Source organism: Herbaspirillum hiltneri N3 (assembly GCF_001267925.1).
GTDB classification, from domain to species: domain Bacteria; phylum Pseudomonadota; class Gammaproteobacteria; order Burkholderiales; family Burkholderiaceae_D; genus Herbaspirillum; species Herbaspirillum hiltneri.
On the sequence record NZ_CP011409.1, the window covers coordinates 3,660,741 to 3,679,282 of the forward strand.

An 18,542-nucleotide genomic window follows, 5' to 3' on the forward strand; every position below is an offset into this window, starting at 1 on the left:
CGCCCTGATCTGAAAATCGGAAAATTCTCATGCAACTCACTATAGAACTGGCCGCCGCATACACCGAGATGCCGCTGACCTACCTCCGCCAGGAATATCCCAACCACATCATGCATGTGCTCCACGGCGCCGAAGACGTGTTGTCGCCACGCGCCATGCATCCGGTGTTCTATGGCTGCTACGACTGGCACTCGGCGGTCCACGGCTATTGGCTGCTGTTGCGCTGCGCGAAGCTGTATCCGGCGCTACCGACGCAAGACAAGATTACCGCGATCTTCGACGAACACTTCACGCCCGAACTGATGGCACAGGAAACCGCCTACTTCCAGGTCGGCGGCCGCGCTTCCTTCGAGCGTCCTTACGGCTTCGGCTGGATCCTCGGCCTGGCGCAGGAACTCGCGGCATCTTCGCATCCGCGCGCAGCCGCCTGGCAGGCCGCGATGCAACCCCTGACGCTGGAAATCCGCAAGCGCCTGCTGGAATATCTGGGCAAGCTGACCTACCCGATTCGCGTCGGCACGCATTACAACACGGCGTTCGCACTGGCATTGGCGCTGGACTACGCCCGCGCCGCAGGTGACAGCGAGCTTGAAAGCGCCATCGTTCAGGCCTCACGGAATTACTACGGCCAGGACGTCAACTATCCGGCGCATTACGAACCGGGCGGCGACGAATATATCTCCGCAGCGCTGACGGAAGCGCTGTTGATGAGCAAGGTCCTTGACGCCACCGCATTCCCGGAATGGTTCGATACATTCCTGCCGCAAATCGACAAGACCGAGCGCCTGATGCAACCGGCGCAAGTCAGCGACCGCACCGATCCAAAGATCGCCCACCTCGACGGTCTCAACCTGAGCCGCGCCTGGTGCATGAAACACATCGCCCGGCATCTGCCGGCCGGTCATCCGGCGCAAGCGGCATTGTCGGGCGCGATCGCGCGCCACCTGAAAGCCAGCGTCGACCACGTCGTCGGCAGCCATTACAGCGGCGGTCACTGGCTTGCCAGCTTCGCGCTACTGGCGCTGGAAGACTGACGAAGCAGACGAACTGCAAACGACCTGCAGACGAAAAAAAGGCCGGCATCCCTATGCCGGCCTTTTCATTGGCGCGTCAATTACGATGTCGGCGCTTCGTCGCGCGGCTTCGACGGCGGTGTGTCGATGGCGCTGGAAATCACGCGTGCACTACGCTTGAAGGTCAGGTAAGCCCACGCCCAGTCCGTCATCACCATCAAGCGATTGCGGAAGCCGATCAGGAAATAGACGTGGATGAACAACCAGAACAACCACGCCGGATAGCCTGAAAATTTCAGCTTGCCCACCATCGCCACGGCGGCCTTGCGACCGATCGTGGCCAGCGATCCATAGTCCTGGTAAACGAAGTTCTGCGGCGCCTTGCCGGCAATGTGGGCGAGGATATTGCGCGCGGCGACACGCCCCATTTGCTTCGCGGCCGGCGATACGCCCGGCACCGGTTTGCCTTCGGAAGTCACCGCGGCAAGATCGCCGATGACGAATACTTCCGGATGGCCGGGAATCGATAGCTCGCCGCCCACCGGCACCCTGCCCGCCCGATCGAGCGGCACGTTGAGCGCCTTGCCGAGCGGCGATGCCGCCACACCCGCCGACCAGATCACGGTGCGCGATGCGAGTCGCTGGTCGCCGTCGCGGTCGGTGTAACGTACGCATTCCTGGTCGATGCCGGTGACGCGGCTGCCGGTGCGCACGTCGACGCCGAGCTTGACCAGCTGCATGCGCGCCTTTTCCGACAAGTCAGGTGGAAAAGCTGCCAGCACGCGGTCGGAGCCTTCCAGCAACACCACATTGGCCTGATGCGGATCAATGCGGCGGAATTCGCCGCGCAAGGTATGGCGCGCAATCTCAATCAGCGTGCCCGCCATTTCGACCCCGGTGGCGCCGGCGCCGATGACGGTGAAGGTCAGCCATTCCGCGCGGCGCACCGGATCATCTTCGCGTTCAGCGTATTCAAACGCCATCAGGATGCGGCGCCGGATATCGAAGGCATCTTCCAGCGTTTTCAAGCCGGGCGCCAATGGGGCCCATTCATCGTGGCCGAAATAGCTGTGCGTGGAACCTGCGGCAACGATCAGGTAGTCGTAGGCAATTTCGCTGCCGTCTTCGAGGACGACCGTTTTGCGCGCCACGTCGATATCGGCGACGGCAGCCATCAGGCTGGTGACATTGCGCTGCTCCGCGAGAATGCTGCGGATCGGCGCGCTGATGGCGGGCGCCGACAGGCCCGCGGTAGCGACCTGGTAAAGCAGCGGCTGGAACAGGTGATGGTTGCTGCGGTCGATCATGGTGATGTCGACCTTGGCACCGGCCAGTGCGCGTGCCGCGGCGAGGCCGCCGAAACCGCAACCGACGATGATCACGTGAGGCATGGAACTCCTTTCAGATTCGAATGAAATGATGCTCCTCCAATTGTCCGGAACAGATTACGCCCGTATTGTCTCAAACCAATACCCCGAGCGTAATCCCGGCGGCTGGCCCGGGCAAGGTGTACTGACACGAATCGGCGCACGTCCGACAGCGGCATGCGGCGCTTTCCGACAAATAACCAAGGCAAACCAAAAACAAAAATCCCCCAGGACCTTCGTCCTGAGGGATTCGATACTATCTGACTGCGGCTCGCGGATGAGGCAGTGCCTGCATCCGCGGTGCAAACAAGACGAATTACTGCGCGTCTTGCGAAGCAGGCGCTTCCGTGCCTTCTTGCGCGGCCTTCATCGACAGTTTCAGACGGCCGCGGTCGTCGGTTTCCAGAACCTTGACGCGGACTTGCTGGCCTTCCTTCAGGTAATCGGCAACGGCGTTGACGCGCTCGTTAGCGATCTGGCTGATGTGCAGCAAACCATCTTTGCCTGGCAGGACCTGAACGATCGCACCGAAGTCCAGCAGCTTCAGGACGGTGCCTTCGTAGACCTTGCCGACTTCGACGGAAGCGGTCAGTTCTTCGATGCGGCGCTTGGCTTCCTGGCCTGCACCAGCGTCAACGGAAGCGATGGTGACCACGCCTTCGTCGCTGATGTCGATCTGTGTGCCGGTTTCTTCGGTCAGCGCGCGAATGACTGCGCCGCCCTTGCCGATCACGTCACGGATTTTTTCCGGATTGATCTTGATGGTGATCAGGCGTGGAGCGAAGTCGGACAGTTCGCCTGCGCCGGCCGGAACGGCTTCCTGCATCTTGCCGAGGATGTGCACGCGGCCTTCCTTGGCTTGTTCCAGCGCGACCTGCATGATTTCCTTGGTGATGCCCTGGATTTTGATGTCCATTTGCAGTGCGGTGATGCCGTTGGCAGTACCCGCCACCTTGAAGTCCATGTCGCCGAGGTGATCTTCGTCGCCCAGGATATCGGTCAGGACGGCGAACTTGCTGCCTTCCTTGATCAGGCCCATGGCGATACCGGCCACGTGTGCCTGCATCGGCACGCCGGCGTCCATCAATGCCAGGCAGCCGCCGCAGACCGAAGCCATCGACGAGGAACCGTTGGATTCAGTGATTTCCGACACCAGACGCACCGAGTAGCTGAACTCGTCAGCTGCCGGCAAGGCGGCGATCAGCGCGCGCTTGGCCAGACGGCCGTGTCCGATTTCGCGGCGCTTTGGCGTACCAACGCGGCCGGTTTCGCCGGTCGCGAACGGAGGCATGTTGTAGTGAAGCATGAAGCGGTCGGTGTACTCGCCCATCAGCGCGTCGATCTTTTGTTCGTCGCGTGCAGTACCCAGGGTCGCGATGACCAGCGCCTGAGTTTCACCGCGGGTGAACAATGCCGAACCGTGGGTGCGTGGCAGCACGCCGGTGCGGATCGAGATCGGACGCACGGTGCGAGTATCGCGGCCGTCGATGCGTGGTTCGCCGTCGAGGATTTGCGAGCGGACGATCTTGGCTTCCAGGTCAAACAGGATGCCGCCGACTTCGGCCGCATCTGCCGCCGGGGTGCCGGCAGCGGCAGCATCGGCTGCCAGCGCTGCATTGACGTCGGAAGTGACGGTCTTGAGCTTGGCGGTGCGCGCTTGCTTGTCCTTGGTCTGGTAGGCTTCACGCAGCTTGTCGTTGGCCAGTTCGGTGACGCGGGCGATCAGCGGTTCGTTCTTGGCAGGAGCCGTCCATTCGACTTCAGGCTTGCCGCCGTCGCGCACCAGTTCGTGGATCGCGTTGATGACTGCCTTCGATTGATCGTGACCGAACACGACTGCGCCCAGCATGATTTCTTCGGACAATTGCTTGGCTTCGGATTCGACCATCAGCACGGCGGTTTCGGTGCCGGCGACAACCAGATCCAGTTGCGACGTCTTCAGTTGCGTTGCTGTCGGGTTCAGGATGTACTGGCCGTCGATGTAACCGACGCGTGCGGCGCCGACCGGGCCGTTGAACGGAATACCGGCGATCGACAGCGCTGCCGACGCACCGATCATCGCAGCGATGTCCGGATCGATTTCAGGATTCACGGACAGAACGTGGATGATGACCTGCACTTCGTTCAGGTAACCTTCAGGGAACAGCGGACGAATCGGGCGATCGATCAGGCGCGATGTCAGTGTTTCCTTTTCGGAAGGCTTGCCTTCACGTTTGAAGAAGCCGCCGGGGATGCGACCCGCAGCGTAAGTCTTCTCGATGTAATCGACGGTTAATGGGAAAAAGTCCTGACCTGGCTTGGCATCCTTGCGGGCCACGACCGTTGCCAGCACAACAGTGTCTTCAATCGAAACGACGACTGCACCGGAAGCCTGGCGAGCGATTTCGCCGGTTTCCAGCGTGACCTGGTGTTGTCCATACTGGAAGGTTTTAGTAACTTTATTGAACACGGTATTTCCTTTCTATATTGAACCCCCGCGTTGCCTTGCTTGGCAGGGATTCTTTTTTGCCGACAGATTTTCAGGCGCTGTCGTTCACCTCACCACAGATGCCCGCCACCGGCGAAACAGCAACCGGGGCATGCATCTTACGAATCACGATCATTGGATGGGATCGCGGTACTGCAAAGAAGTTTTTGCGAACCGGAAAACATCGACAACCAGACAAAGCGGAATCGCAAAAAACAAAATGCCCGCGTCAGAAACTGACGCAGGCATTTTGGCTATGAACCCTGAACCTGAATGGTACGAGGGAACAAAATTACTTACGCAGACCGAGTTTTTCGATCAGTGCGCGGTAACGGTCGGCATCCTTGCCCTTGAGGTAGGACAACAGGCTTTTACGACGGTTAACCATCTTGATCAGACCACGACGGGAGTGGTGATCCTTGCTGTGTTCTTTGAAGTGACCGTTCAGGTCGTTGATGCGTGCCGTGAGCAGCGCAACTTGAACTTCCGGGGAGCCGGTGTCGTTCTGACCACGGGCGTTATCAGTAATAATGGCAGCCTTGGCTGTTTTTTCGATTGACATGCTATACCTTTCACAAGCGGTGCGCGGAGTGATTACCCTGCATACCGTGAACAAAAATAAAAACTGGCCGAAATGACCAGAGGCGCAAGTATATAGCAAAAGCCCAGCAGATTCAAATACTTACCCGAAAAGCGTAGAATCACATGCGTCACGGGATATTTTCTTCACCAACTCATCTCCAACTGTCCATGAAACGCCTTCTTCTGCCTGTTTTAGCGGCTGCCGCCTTTTCCCTGAGCGGCTGTGCCTCCCTGCTCGCGCCGCCGGTGAATCCCGGCGATACGGAAGATCAGGTGGTCGCCCGTCTGGGCCGGCCAACCGCCGTCTATCCGGACGGCAATACCCACTTGCTCGAGTACGCTCCGGGTCCTTTCGGGCAATATGCCTACATGGCCCGCATTGGCCCGGACGGACGCCTTATTTCCTACGAGCAAGTGTGGACCGTCCAGAAATTCCAGTCGATCAAGGTCGATCAGGCCACCAAAAACGATGTATTGCGTATCGTCGGCCGTCCGACCGAGGTGATGCGCTATGCGCGCATCCCGTTCGAGGCGTGGAACTACGGTTTCAAGGAAAGCGGCGTCTGGAACTCGCAGATGACGGTCTATTTCGACGACAACGGCATTGTTCGCAAAGTCGAAAACGGTCCCGATCCGCGTTATGACGACAGCCGCTTGCGCTTCTGATCGCTATCGTCCCGCTCCATTGTCCAGTCCTAAAATAGGTTGACAGGTTTTATTGCAACAAAGACGCCCGATGCACCGCATCGGGCGTTTTGTATTTCAAGGCCGTATGCGGCCGTTCCTGGTTGTAGATCCGAACCGATTGCGCCACCATCTTTGCCGCTTGAGGCAAGTCCGCCGGACGGTTGAGCAAGAACTCTCCCTTGAGGATGCCGTTGACTCGCTCTGCCAATGCATTCTGGTAGCAGTCATACCCATCCGTCATCGAGCATACCAATCCATGGCGACGATGGATGTCCTGGTAATACGTCGAGCAGTACTGGATGCCTCTGTCAGAGTGGTGAATCACCGGCGTACTGCCATGACGCTCACGCAACGCCATCTTGAGCGCCTGACTGACTTCCTCTGTCTGCAAGCTGCCATGCACGTGGTAGCCGACGATCTTGCGTGACCAAGCATCCGTCACCAGGCTCAGATAGACGAACTTGCCTCGTGTGGGCAGGTAGGTAATATCGGCAACCCAGACCTGTTCCGGCCCCGTCGGCACCACTTGCGCCGGCCCGGCCTTGAGCAGATTGGGATGACGCCGGAAGCGATGATGGCTGTCGGTGGTCTTGTGATAGGCCCGCTGTGGCTGCACCAGCATGCGCGCCTGCCTCAGAATATGGAACAGTCGATCCCGACCAACCTTCAGGTCTGTTCCGGCAAAGCTGCTACCCAATAAGCTATGTAGTTTGCGTGTCCCTATGCGCGGCTGGCGAAGCCGTATCGGTTGCACCAGCTTCACTACGGCATACGCCTGATGCGCCAGATCTTGTTCTCGCTGGCAACGCTTGTAAAACGCCTGACGGCTCATGCCTATGTGATGGCAAGCCTTCTGTATGCTCAGTCCTTGGACTTCACCACTACAGATAGCTTGCCGGCACGCTTTTTTACGCTCACCCCGTGCTCATCGCGCATGATATCGATCACCTTCTCGAACAAGGCCGACTTCAGCTTCTCGTCCTTAAGCTGGCGCTCCAGCTCCTTGATACGCTGCTCGGGTGTTAGTGGTTTAGTTGGTTTGTTGGTCATCTGCGCTCTCCGCTTGCTCGGCCCCTGCGGTTGGCGCCAATCCTGCAAGCCATGTTTGCGACACCATACCAAAACTGTCGACCGGCCTTGTATTCCGTACCGCTTTTGCGCCTGCTTGTACGTCATCTCGCCTTTTTCTACCTGCTCGACAACGTTCAATTTAAAAGCCAGGCTGTAATCACGCTGGCTGCGACGTTTCTCTTGTTCCATCTGACACTCCTTCCTCTCTTCGAAAAAGTGTCAACTTATTCCAGGACGGGTCAAGCGCAATAAAAAAGCCACGGCATGCCGTGGCTTTTTTCATGGCGTCAGTGTCAATGTCAGTGTCTGGCGCGAATCACGCCGGCCTGGTCGACGCCCGCATCAGGACCGGCGGCTCCGAAGGAAAACACATCGAAGCCATTGCCGTCTTCCGACACCCGATATTGATAAGGGTTGCCCCAGGGGTCGCGCGGCAGGCGGTCGAGGTAGCCGCCGATTTTCCATTCCTTCGGCACCGGCGCGCGGCCCGGCTTGACGATCAGCGCCAGCAAGCCTTGCTCGGTGGTTGGATAGCGGCCGTTGTCCTGCTTGTACAGTTGCAGACCCTTTTCGATCTCGGCGATGTCCTGCTCGGCCGTCACGATTTGCGGGCTATGGGCATGGTTGACGACGTTGATCAGGCGCGGTGCGGCGACCACGGCCACGACGGCGATGACTGCGATTGCAGTCAACATCTGTAATTTGCTCAGGCCGCGCTGCAGCGGAAAAAATTGCGTGAGAAGTTGCGTGGGAGAAACGGGTCGCGTAACTATGCGGCGCATCGGACTTTCTTTCCAGTAAAGCGAGATGCGAGAGTATAAAGCCGAAGCGCCGGCTTTGGTATTGCGGAGTCGGAATGTCTGAAGGTTCCTTCCCGGATACTGTTTCCGCTCAGGTCGCCAGCACCACCTCGACCTCGGTTTCCTGCAGCAATTTCGCCAGTTCTGGCGGCGGCGGCGCGTCGGTGAACAAGACGTCGATCTGCGACAGGTGCGCCATCTTCACCAGCGCCTGCCGGCCGAACTTGCTCGAGTCGGCGACCAGCCAGACCTGCCGCGATTGTTCAATGATGGTTTGCGCCACTTTGACTTCGCGCGCATCGAAGTCGCGCAACACGCCGTCGAGCTCGATGCTGGAAATGCCGATGATGCCGATGTCGACCTTGAACTGGCGGATGAAGTCGATAGTTGCCTCGCCGACAATGCCGCGGTCGCGCGCGCGCACCACACCGCCGGTGACGATCACTTCCGACGAGGTATTGCTGGCCAGCATGCTGGCGACGTTGAGGTTGTTGGTCACCACATGCAGGTGGCTGTGCTGATGCAGCGCGCGCGCCACTTCTTCGGTGGTGGTTCCCAGATTGAGGATCAATGAACAGCCGTCCGGCACGCGCGCGGCGACCGCCTTGCCAATGCGTTGCTTGGCCTCGGCGTTCATCACCTGGCGCTGCGGGTAGGCGATGTTTTCGGTCGAGGAGAGCAGGCCGACGCCGCCGTGATAGCGCGCCAGCAACTTGGCGTCCACCATCGCCTTGACGTCGCGCCGCACCGTTTGCGTCGTCACGTCGAGTTGCTGCGCCAGTTCTTCCACCGAAATCGTAATGTGCTTGCGCACGCAGTCGAGCAAGGTTTGTTGCCGCGGATTGAGCATCATGGGAATTGGTTAACGATCATATGAACATTAAAAAACATAATCGAATTGAAAACAACAAAATAATTGTTGATTTGTTTTCACGTTGTCGCGTATCGTAGCCAAAAAATACAATACGGCAAATAAAAATTCCGGAGACAAGTTGAACACACTTCTTGAATGTGATCTTCTGGTGGTCGGCGGCGGCATCAACGGCGCCGGTATTGCGCGTGACGCGGTCGGCCGCGGCTTGCGCGTGATTTTGTGCGAACAGCACGATCTGGCGCAGCATACTTCTTCGGCCAGCACCAAGCTGATCCACGGCGGGCTGCGCTATCTCGAGTATTACGAATTCAAACTGGTGCGCAAGGCCTTGCAGGAGCGTGAAGTGTTGCTGCGCGCTGCTCCGCATATCATCTGGCCGCTGCGTTTCGTCATGCCGCACGATGCCGGCCAGCGCCCGGCCTGGCTGATCCGCGCCGGCCTGCTGATGTACGACTATCTCGCCAAACGCGAGATCCTGCCAGCCTCGTACGGCTTGAAACTGGATCAGCACGCCGCCGGCAAACCGCTCAAGGGCGGCTACCGCCGCGGCTTCGTCTACTCCGACGGCTGGGTCGATGATGCCCGTCTGGTGGCGCTCAATGCGCTCGACGCCAGCGAACGCGGCGCCCGGATTTTTACCCGCACCAAATGCACCGCCGCACGCCGCGAAGGCGAGCTCTGGCATGCCACGCTGGAGAACGAAGAGGACGGCCGCATCCAGGTGCAGGCGCGCGCGATCGTCAACGCCGCCGGCCCGTGGACCGCGCAGTTTGCCGACGCCGTTCCCGGTGCCAGCAAGAGCTACGGCCTGCGTCTGATCAAGGGTAGTCATATCGTCGTCAAGCGATTGTTCGACCACCCTTACGCCTACATTTTTCAGAATCCCGACAAGCGTATTATTTTTGCGATCCCGTATCAGGATGACTTTACGCTGATCGGCACCACTGATCTGGAATACACCGGCGACGCCGGCAAGGTCGAAATCAGCGCAGAGGAAATCGATTACTTGTGCGACATGGCCAATCGCTATTTCACGCGCCAGATTTCCGCGCAAGACGTGGTGTGGACCTATTCCGGCGTGCGTCCGCTGCTGGATGACAATTCCTCCAACGCCTCCGCCGTGACGCGCGATTATCTGCTCGAATGCAATGACAGCGGCGCGCCCATGCTCAATGTCTGGGGCGGAAAAATCACCACCTATCGCAAGCTCGCAGAAGAGGCACTGGCAATTCTGTCCCCGCGGCTGGGGCTCAAGGCGCCGTCGTGGACCGCCGATGCGCCGCTGCCCGGCGGCGATCTTGAGCAGGCCGGAAAACTGGTCCGGCGCTACGACTTTGCGCGCTTCCTGGCGGCCTTCCATGAACGCCATCCGTGGCTGCCGTCCGCATTGGCGCAGCGCTATGCGCGCAGCTATGGCAGCCGCGCCGAACGTCTGCTCAAAGGTGTCACCGGCCTGGCCGATCTCGGAGAAGAACTGGCTCCCGGACTGCATGAGGTAGAAGCGCGCTATCTGCACGACGTTGAATGGGCGCGCAGCGCAGAAGACATCTTGTGGCGCCGGAGCAAGCTGGGCCTGTATTGCCGGCCGCAGCACGTGGAGCGATTGCAGCAATGGCTGACGGAGCGCAACCCGTCCTGAAGACCTGCGCCGCAAGTAAAAAACAGAACAGCAGCAAGGAGACAGCGTGACCCTGGAATTAAAACAAGTGAGCAAGTCGGTCGGAGCGGAAACGCATCTGTACCCGCTTGATCTGAAGCTGGCGACGGGCGGCATCAACGTCTTGCTGGGCCCGACACAGGCCGGCAAGACTTCGCTCATGCGCATCATCGCCGGACTGGACAAGCCCGACCGCGGCAGCGTACTGGTCGACGGCAAGGACGTCACCGGCGTTGGCGTACGCGAGCGCAACCTCGCCATGGTGTACCAGCAATTCATCAATTATCCGGGGTTGAGCGTCTACGAAAACATTGCCTCGCCCTTGCGCCTGAAAAAGTTGCCGCAGCAGGAGATCCATCAGCGCGTCACCGAGATTGCCGAGAAACTGCACATCGCACACTTGCTGCAACGCCTGCCGGGCGAGCTGTCCGGCGGCCAGCAGCAGCGCACCGCGCTGGCGCGGGCATTGATCAAGCGCGCGCCGCTGGTATTGCTGGATGAGCCGCTGGTCAATCTGGACTACAAGCTGCGCGAGGAGTTGCGTTCCGAGCTGATTTCCCTCTTCACCAACGGCGACACCACCGTGGTCTACGCCACCACGGAACCGCAGGAAGCCTTGCTGCTCGGCGGCCATACCGCCGTGATGCATGCCGGCCGCTTGCTGCAGTTCGGTCCGACGCTGCAATTGTTCAATGCGCCAGCCTCGACCGAAGTGGCCGCCATCTTTAACGATCCGCCGATGAATATGCTGGCGGCAACAGCCAGCGCCAATGGCAGCGTGACGCTTGACGACGGCAGCGTGCTGACCGTGGCCGGCCGTCATCTTGCGCTGGCGGCCGGCCAGCGTTGCCAGGTCGGCGTTCGCTGCAACGATGTGCGCCTGAAAGCACACAAAGGCGCCGGTGTCACGCTTGTCTGCACGGTAGGCCTGGCCGAACTGAGCGGCTCCGAAACCTATCTGCACCTGCGCCACGGCAGCGCTGCGCTGGTGGCGCAACTGCCAGGCGTACATGCGCTCGAGATCGACAGTACGGTGCAGGTCCACATCGACGCCGCGCAGATTTTCCTGTTCGATACAGAGGGGCGCCTGTTGAGCGCCCCGCACGGAGACTGACATGGCACGTATTGAATTCCGCAATCTCGGTCACGCCTACGGACCCAATCCGGCGTCGTTGCAGGACTACGCTTTGCAACCGATGAACATGGTGTGGGAAGACGGCGGCGCCTACGCCTTGCTGGGCCCGTCCGGCTGCGGCAAGTCGACGCTGCTCAACATTATCTCAGGCTTGCTGGTGCCGTCCGAAGGACAGGTGCTGTTCGACGGCAAGGACATGACGCAGATGCCCACGCGCGAGCGCAACATCGCCCAGGTGTTCCAGTTCCCGGTGCTGTACGACACCATGAGCGTGTTCGACAACCTGGCCTTCCCGCTGCGCAATCGCAAGGTGGCCGAAAGCGAAGTGCGCGCGCGCGTGCATGAAATCGCCGAGATCCTGGAGCTCACGCGCGACCTCAAGCAGCGCGCCAGCGGCTTGTCCGCCGACGCCAAGCAAAAGATCTCGCTGGGGCGCGGACTGGTGCGCAAGGACGTCGCCGCGATCCTGTTCGACGAGCCGCTGACGGTGATCGATCCGCACATGAAATGGCAGTTGCGGCAAAAGCTCAAACAGATCCACCACCAACTCAAACTGACCCTGATCTACGTCACCCATGACCAGGTGGAGGCGCTGACCTTTGCCGACGAAGTGGTGGTCATGACGAACGGCAAAGTGGTGCAGCAGGGCAAGCCGGAGGCGCTGTTCGTGCGTCCCGATCATACCTTCGTCGGCTATTTCATCGGCAGTCCCGGCATGAATTTCTATCCGCTGCAGATTGATGGCGACGCCGTCGTGATCGGCCAGCAGCGGGTAGGCGTCGACGCCAGCCAGTTGCAGGCGCTCAAGAACGCCAGTGGCGAGCTCAAGCTCGGCATCCGGCCGGAATTCGTCGAGCTCGCGGCTGCCGGCGCGCCCGGCGCAGTCAGCGCCAACGTCGTGCAGGTCCAGCATCTCGGCACCAGCCAGCTGCTCACCGCAGAGTTCGGCGGACAGATCGTCAAGGCCAGGCTCGATGCATCGGTCAAGCTGGACGGCGGCCAACAGTGGCTGCGCCTGGCGAAAGCGGAGACGATCTTCTTCAGCAATGACGAAAGGATAGGGCGATAGGTCATGAACAAGCCATACAACAACAAGGCCTGGTTTTTCATCCTGCCGGTGTTTCTGACGGTCGCGTTCTCCGCGATCGTGCCGCTGATGACCGTGGTCAATTATTCGGTGCAGGACATCATCAGTCCCGAACAGAGCGTGTTCGTCGGCCTCGAGTGGTTCCGCGCCGTGATGCGCGATAGCGAGCTGCATTCGGCGCTGCTGCGCCAGCTGATCTTTTCGTTCTGCGTGCTGCTGGTGCAGATTCCGCTGGGCATCGGGCTGGCCCTGTCGATGCCGGCGCAGGGCTGGAAATCCTCGGCCGCGCTGGTGATCCTGGCCATGCCGCTGCTGATCCCGTGGAACGTGGTCGGCACCATCTGGCAAATCTTCGGCCGCGCCGATATCGGCCTGGGCGGTTATGTGTTGAGCCGGCTCGGCATGGATTACAACTACGCGTCCGATTCGCTTGATGCCTGGATCACCGTGCTGGTGATGGACGTCTGGCACTGGACGCCGCTGGTTGCCTTGCTGGCGTTCGCCGGCTTGCGCTCGATCCCGGATGCTTACTATCAGGCGGCGCAGATTGACGGCGCCAGCCGCTGGGCCGTGTTCCGGTTCATCCAGCTGCCCAAGATGCGCGGCGTGCTGGTGATCGCGGTGCTGCTGCGCTTCATGGACAGCTTCATGATCTACACCGAACCCTTCGTGCTCACCGGCGGCGGTCCCGGCAACTCGACCACCTTCCTGAGCCAGTACCTGACGCAGAAGGCGGTTGGCCAGTTCGACCTGGGTCCTGCGGCGGCGTTTTCGCTGATCTATTTCCTGATCATCCTGTTGCTTTCCTTCGTCTTGTACAACTGGATGCAAAGTGCCGGGAATGGCGGACAAAGCGGTGCGCAAGAGCACGGGAGCCAATCATGAACAAAAGCAAGCCAAACAACTGGCCGCGCCTGCTGACGCTGGCGCTGTACATCGCCTTCACGCTGATTCCGCTGTACTGGCTGTTCAATACCTCGCTCAAGACCAACGAAGAAACGCTGGCGGTCTTCACGTTGTGGCCGAACCAGCCGACGCTGGACAACTACAAGGTGATTTTCACCGACGCCTCCTGGTATTCCGGCTACATCAATTCCATCATCTACGTCGCCATCAACACGGTGCTGTCGCTGCTGGTGGCATTGCCGGCGGCCTACGCGTTTTCGCGCTACCGCTTCCTCGGCGACAAGCACATGTTCTTCTGGCTGCTGACCAACCGCATGACGCCGCCGGCGGTGTTCCTGCTGCCGTTCTTCCAGCTGTACTCGACGGTGGGTCTGATGGACACCCACATCGCCGTGGCGCTGGCGCACATGCTGTTCAACGTGCCGCTGGCGGTGTGGATCCTGGAAGGCTTCATGTCGGGCGTACCGCGCGAGATCGACGAGACCGCCTACATCGACGGCTTTTCGTTCCCGCGCTTCTTCATCCGCATCTTCTTGCCGCTGATCAAATCGGGCGTCGGCGTGACGGCGTTCTTCTGCTTCATGTTCAGCTGGGTCGAGTTGCTGCTGGCGCGCACGCTGACCTCGGTCAACGCCAAGCCGATCAGCGCAATCATGACGCGCACCGCTTCGGCGGCGGGCATGGACTGGGGCATTCTGGCCGCCGCCGGCATGCTGACGATCATTCCGGGTGCATTGGTGATCTGGTTCGTGCGCAACCATATCGCCAAGGGTTTTGCGATGGGGAGGGTGTGACGATGGCTGCTTTTTCATGGATGTCGTGGACGCCGCCGATTGCCGTCTTTTTCATCTGTATCGCGCTCATGCTGGTGGGCATGACGATCTGGGAAATCCGTTCGCCGACGGTGGAGCGCAAGGGCTTCCTGCCGCTGCGCACGACGCGCGGAGACCGCTTGTTCATCGGCTTGCTGAGTGCCGCCTATATCAATCTGGCATGGGTCGGATTGACCGACCTGGATCAGTGGTATGCGGCCGCGCTCGGCTTGCTGGCGTTGGTTATCGTCATGCGTAAGGGCTAACTTTGCGTATACCAAGAATTCAATTTCCGGTTTGCTCAGAATAAAAAACCTGAAATGAAATAACGCGTTCGGGGAATGTCCTTCCCTCTCCGGCGCGACCATCTTTGGGAAGGTGACGAGGAGACGTGATGCAAAAATTCAAACTTACCGTGCTGGCTGCTGCGATCGCAGTGGCAGGCAATGTCTGGGCCGACACCAAATCGGCCGAGAAGTGGATCGATACCGAATTCAAGCCGAGCACGCTGTCGCGCCAGCAGCAGCTGAGCGAAATGCAATGGTTCATCGACGCCGCCGCCAAACTGAAAGCCAAGGGCGTCAAGGAAATCCACGTGGTGTCGGAAACCCTCGACACCCACGCCTATGAATCGAAAACCCTGGCCAAGGCCTTCGAGGAAATCACCGGCATCAAGGTCAAGCACGACGTGATCCAGGAAGGCGACGTGGTCGAGAAGATGCAGACCTCGCTGCAATCGGGCAAGTCGATCTACGACGGCTGGGTCAACGACTCCGATCTGATCGGCACTCACTACCGCAATGGCCAGACCGTGGTGCTGTCCGACTACATGGCCGGCCCCGGCAAGGAATACACCAATCCCGGCCTCGACCTGAAGGATTTCATCGGCACCAGCTTCACGACCGCGCCGGACGGCAAGCTGTATCAGCTGCCCGACCAGCAGTTCGCCAACCTGTACTGGTTCCGTGCCGACTGGTTCGCGCGCAAGGACCTGCAGGACAAGTTCAAGGCCAAGTACGGCTATGAACTGGGCGTGCCGCAAAACTGGTCTGCCTACGAAGACATCGCGGCCTTCTTCACCAACGACGTCAAGGAACTGGACGGCAAGAAGATCTTCGGTCACATGGACTACGGCAAGAAGGATCCATCGCTGGGCTGGCGCTTCACCGATGCCTGGCTGTCGATGGCCGGCGCTGCCGACAAGGGCTTGCCGAACGGCCTGCCGGTCGACGAATGGGGTATCCGCGTGGCGGCTGACAAGTGCACGCCGGTAGGCGCATCGATGTCGCGCGGCGGCGCCACCAACTCGCCGGCGGCAGTCTATGCGCTGACCAAGTACCTCGACTGGATGAAGAAGTACGCACCGCCGGAAGCGCTCGGCATGACCTTCTCCGAAGCCGGTCCGGTTCCAGCCCAAGGTCACATCGCGCAGCAGGTGTTCTGGTACAGCGCCTTCACTGCGGGCATGACCAAGCAGGGTCTGCCGGTGGTGAACACCGACGGTTCGCCGAAGTGGCGCATGGCGCCGGGGCCGCACGGTCCGTACTGGAAAGAAGGCATGCAGAACGGCTACCAGGACGTCGGTTCCTGGACCTTCCTCAAGAGCACGCCGCCTGACCAGATGGCCGCGGCTTGGCTGTACGGCCAGTTCGTGACCTCCAAGACCGTGTCGCTGAAGAAATCGATCGTCGGCCTGACCTTCATCCGCGATTCCGACATCCGTTCGGAATACTTCACCAAGAACGCGGCCAAGTACGGCGGCCTGATCGAGTTCTACCGCAGCCCGGCGCGCGTGGCGTGGACGCCGACCGGCAACAACGTGCCTGACTATCCGAAGATGGCGCAACTGTGGTGGAAGAACATTTCCACCGCGATTTCCGGCGAGAAGACGCCGCAAGGCGCGATGGATAATCTGGCCGAGGAAATGGACGGCATCATGGCCCGCCTGCAGCGCGCCGGCATGAAGAACTGCGCGCCCAAGCTCAACGACAAGAAAGATCCTGCGACCTGGATGTCCGACAAGGGCGCGCCATGGACCAAGCTGGCCAACGAAAAGCCGAAGGGCGAAACCATCCCTTACGACAAATTGTTGCAAGCCTGGAAGGACGGCAAAGTTCGCTAGGCATTCCCGCATAAGCTAAGCGCGATCCGATCTCCGGACTGCGATGCTCGCCGTACTAGCGTACGGCTGCGCTTCTCCTCCAGAGCTCGGACCGCTCGCTACGCTTCTGCAGGAAGCCGAAACTTCAAGTAGCGCCACGACGTCATTCCGGGAGTTTCCGGAATGACGTTTTTTCTTCCAGCACAAGGCAATCGTTGTTACGCTGTGGTCTTCACCGCAAGGCATTTAAAGACATATTCCCGAGGCAAAACATGGCATATCTGCTCGCTCTCGACCAGGGCACATCCAGCTCGCGCAGCATCATCTTCGACGAAACCGGCGCCATCGTCGCCACCGCGCAGCAAGAGTTTCGCCAGATTTTTCCGCAGCCCGGCTGGGTCGAACACGATCCCATGGATCTCTGGAACAGCCAACTGCAGACTTGCCGCCAGGTGCTGGCGCAAGCCGGCATCAAGGCGGCCGACCTGGCCGGGCTGGGGATCACCAATCAGCGCGAGACCACGGTCGTGTGGGACCGCGCCAGCGGCAAGCCGGTGCACAATGCCATCGTCTGGCAGGACCGCCGTACCGAAGCCATCTGCGCCGGGCTGCGCGAGCGCGGCCTGACCGACGCCATCCAGGCCAAGACCGGCTTGGTGCTCGATCCGTATTTTTCCGGCACCAAGCTGCACTGGATCCTCGACAGCGTGCCCGGCCTGCGCGAGCGCGCACGGCGCGGCGAACTGGCCTTTGGCACGGTCGATGCATGGCTGATCTGGAACCTCACGGCCGGACGACTGCATGTCACCGACGTGTCCAATGCATCGCGCACCATGCTGTGGAATATTCATACCGGCAGCTGGGATGAAGAACTGCTGGAATGGCTGGACGTGCCGCGTTCGCTATTGCCTGAAGTCCACCCTTCGGCGCATTTGTATGGCCGCACCGATGCCGGACATCTGGGCGCGGCGGTGATGATCGGCGGCATCGCCGGCGACCAGCAATCGGCCTTGTTCGGCCAGGCCTGTTTCCAGCCCGGCATGGCGAAGAATACTTACGGCACCGGTTGCTTCATGCTGCTGCATACCGGCGACCAGTGCGCGCAATCGCGCAACGGATTGATCAGCACGGCGGCGTGCCAGGTCGGCGAGCGCAAGCAATACGCACTGGAAGGCAGCGTCTTCATTGGCGGCGCAGTGGTGCAATGGCTGCGCGACGGCCTCAAGGCCATCAAGAATTCGACGGATGTGGAAGAACTGGCGGCCTCGGCGCCCGACTCCGGCGGCGTGGTGTTCGTGCCGTCGTTTACCGGGCTCGGCGCGCCATATTGGAACCCCTCGGCCAAGGGCGCGATCGTCGGCCTCAGTCGCGGCAGTACCGTAGCGCACATTGCGCGCGCTGCGCTGGAATCGATCGCTTTCCAGAGCACCGCCTTGCTGACGGCGATGGTGCGCGACGCGGTGTCGCCGATCACGGAACTGCGCGTCGACGGCGGCGCGTCGGCCAATAATCTGCTGCTGCAATTCCAGGCCGATTTGCTCGGCATCCCCGTGATCCGCCCGCAAGTCACGGAGACCACCGCGCTGGGCGCGGCCAGCCTGGCCGGCCTGGCGACCGGCGTTTATCGCGACCTGCCGGAGTTGTCTGCGCATTGGCGCATGGAACGCACCTTCCTGCCGACCATGAGCCGCGACGAAGCGCAGACCAAAATCCAAACCTGGGAGCGCGCTATCAAGCAGGTCAGCATCGTTTAAGCCGGCGGCTGTTGTATTGGCTTGTTACGAAATGTAATTGAGAATTGTCCTATATAGCTTCACACCCCTAATCCCTAACATGCACTCCCTTCGCAGCTGGCACTTCATCCGTGATGAAGCGCTGCGAAGGTGTGGCCGTTTCCGAATCGCAGGCATTCGGAAGACGCGGCCGTTTTCAATTGAGTGTATAGGGTGTGTCAAAAGTGAAGAATCAACAGCCAGCCGGCGC

At 60.2% G+C, this 18,542-nt stretch carries 16 protein-coding genes; 10 read left to right on the forward strand and 6 right to left on the reverse strand.

Annotation, left to right across the window (positions count from 1 at the left end; genetic code table 11):
- The first annotated feature begins 29 nt into the window (after positions 1-29).
- Positions 30-1,034, forward strand: coding sequence for a DUF2891 domain-containing protein (locus tag F506_RS16720; protein ID WP_053199285.1), 1,005 nt, complete (start codon positions 30-32; stop codon positions 1,032-1,034).
- Positions 1,035-1,114: 80 nt separating this feature from the next.
- Here F506_RS16720 and F506_RS16725 read toward each other — a convergent pair whose 3' ends face one another.
- From F506_RS16725 to rpsO, 3 genes are all read right to left on the reverse strand, one after another.
- Positions 1,115-2,404 (reverse strand): NAD(P)/FAD-dependent oxidoreductase, encoded by a 1,290-nt coding sequence (locus F506_RS16725; protein ID WP_053199286.1) that lies wholly within the window; start codon positions 2,402-2,404, stop codon positions 1,115-1,117.
- A gap of 292 nt (positions 2,405-2,696) precedes the next feature.
- Positions 2,697-4,829 (reverse strand): polyribonucleotide nucleotidyltransferase, encoded by a 2,133-nt coding sequence (pnp, locus tag F506_RS16730; protein ID WP_053199289.1) that lies wholly within the window; start codon positions 4,827-4,829, stop codon positions 2,697-2,699.
- A 310-nt stretch (positions 4,830-5,139) separates the two neighbouring features.
- Positions 5,140-5,409 (reverse strand): 30S ribosomal protein S15, encoded by a 270-nt coding sequence (gene rpsO / locus F506_RS16735; RefSeq protein WP_016832358.1) that lies wholly within the window; start codon positions 5,407-5,409, stop codon positions 5,140-5,142.
- A 188-nt stretch (positions 5,410-5,597) separates the two neighbouring features.
- Between rpsO and bamE the strand changes: the two genes are divergently transcribed.
- Complete coding sequence (bamE, locus tag F506_RS16740; RefSeq protein ID WP_053199291.1) at positions 5,598-6,095, forward strand: outer membrane protein assembly factor BamE domain-containing protein; 498 nt, start codon at positions 5,598-5,600, stop codon at positions 6,093-6,095.
- A gap of 49 nt (positions 6,096-6,144) precedes the next feature.
- On the opposite strand, the gene F506_RS16745 is transcribed toward bamE, so the two are convergent.
- From F506_RS16745 to F506_RS16760, 3 genes are all read right to left on the reverse strand, one after another.
- Positions 6,145-7,376, reverse strand: a protein-coding gene (locus tag F506_RS16745) for an IS3 family transposase (RefSeq protein ID WP_144424076.1) whose coding sequence is annotated in 2 segments (ribosomal slippage) — positions 6,145-7,008 and positions 7,011-7,376 — 1,230 coding nt in all. Because the reading frame shifts where the segments join, the coding sequence is not laid out codon by codon here.
- A gap of 110 nt (positions 7,377-7,486) precedes the next feature.
- Positions 7,487-7,969 (reverse strand): type II secretion system major pseudopilin GspG, encoded by a 483-nt coding sequence (gspG, locus tag F506_RS16755; protein WP_053199294.1) that lies wholly within the window; start codon positions 7,967-7,969, stop codon positions 7,487-7,489.
- Between the two features lie 109 nt (positions 7,970-8,078).
- Entirely contained in the window at positions 8,079-8,837 is a 759-nt protein-coding gene (locus F506_RS16760) for a DeoR/GlpR family DNA-binding transcription regulator (RefSeq protein WP_053201729.1), read from the reverse strand.
- Between the two features lie 142 nt (positions 8,838-8,979).
- Between F506_RS16760 and glpD the strand changes: the two genes are divergently transcribed.
- The 8 genes from glpD (at position 8,980) to glpK (ending at position 18,313) form a co-directional block, all read left to right on the forward strand.
- Entirely contained in the window at positions 8,980-10,500 is a 1,521-nt protein-coding gene (gene glpD, locus F506_RS16765; RefSeq protein ID WP_053201730.1) for a glycerol-3-phosphate dehydrogenase, read from the forward strand.
- 46 nt (positions 10,501-10,546) lie between these two features.
- The gene (locus tag F506_RS16770) at positions 10,547-11,632 is read left to right on the forward strand and encodes an ABC transporter ATP-binding protein (protein ID WP_053199295.1); all 1,086 of its coding nucleotides are present in this window, start codon (positions 10,547-10,549) and stop codon (positions 11,630-11,632) included.
- Between the two features lies 1 nt (position 11,633).
- Positions 11,634-12,722: an ABC transporter ATP-binding protein gene (locus F506_RS16775; RefSeq protein WP_053199297.1), complete on the forward strand. Its 1,089-nt coding sequence runs from the start codon at positions 11,634-11,636 to the stop codon at positions 12,720-12,722.
- A gap of 3 nt (positions 12,723-12,725) precedes the next feature.
- Positions 12,726-13,625, forward strand: coding sequence for a carbohydrate ABC transporter permease (locus F506_RS16780; RefSeq protein WP_053199299.1), 900 nt, complete (start codon positions 12,726-12,728; stop codon positions 13,623-13,625).
- A complete protein-coding gene (locus F506_RS16785; RefSeq protein WP_053199301.1) occupies positions 13,622-14,440 on the forward strand; it encodes a carbohydrate ABC transporter permease in 819 nt (272 codons plus the stop codon). The genes F506_RS16780 and F506_RS16785 overlap by 4 nt, the downstream gene beginning before the upstream one ends.
- Before the next feature lie 2 nt (positions 14,441-14,442).
- Entirely contained in the window at positions 14,443-14,724 is a 282-nt protein-coding gene (locus F506_RS16790) for a DUF2160 domain-containing protein (RefSeq protein WP_053199304.1), read from the forward strand.
- A gap of 128 nt (positions 14,725-14,852) precedes the next feature.
- The gene (locus F506_RS16795; protein WP_053199306.1) at positions 14,853-16,580 is read left to right on the forward strand and encodes an ABC transporter substrate-binding protein; all 1,728 of its coding nucleotides are present in this window, start codon (positions 14,853-14,855) and stop codon (positions 16,578-16,580) included.
- A 251-nt stretch (positions 16,581-16,831) separates the two neighbouring features.
- Positions 16,832-18,313, forward strand: a complete 1,482-nt coding sequence (gene glpK, locus F506_RS16800) for a glycerol kinase GlpK (RefSeq protein WP_053199307.1) — start codon at positions 16,832-16,834, stop codon at positions 18,311-18,313.
- Positions 18,314-18,542 lie beyond the last annotated feature (229 nt).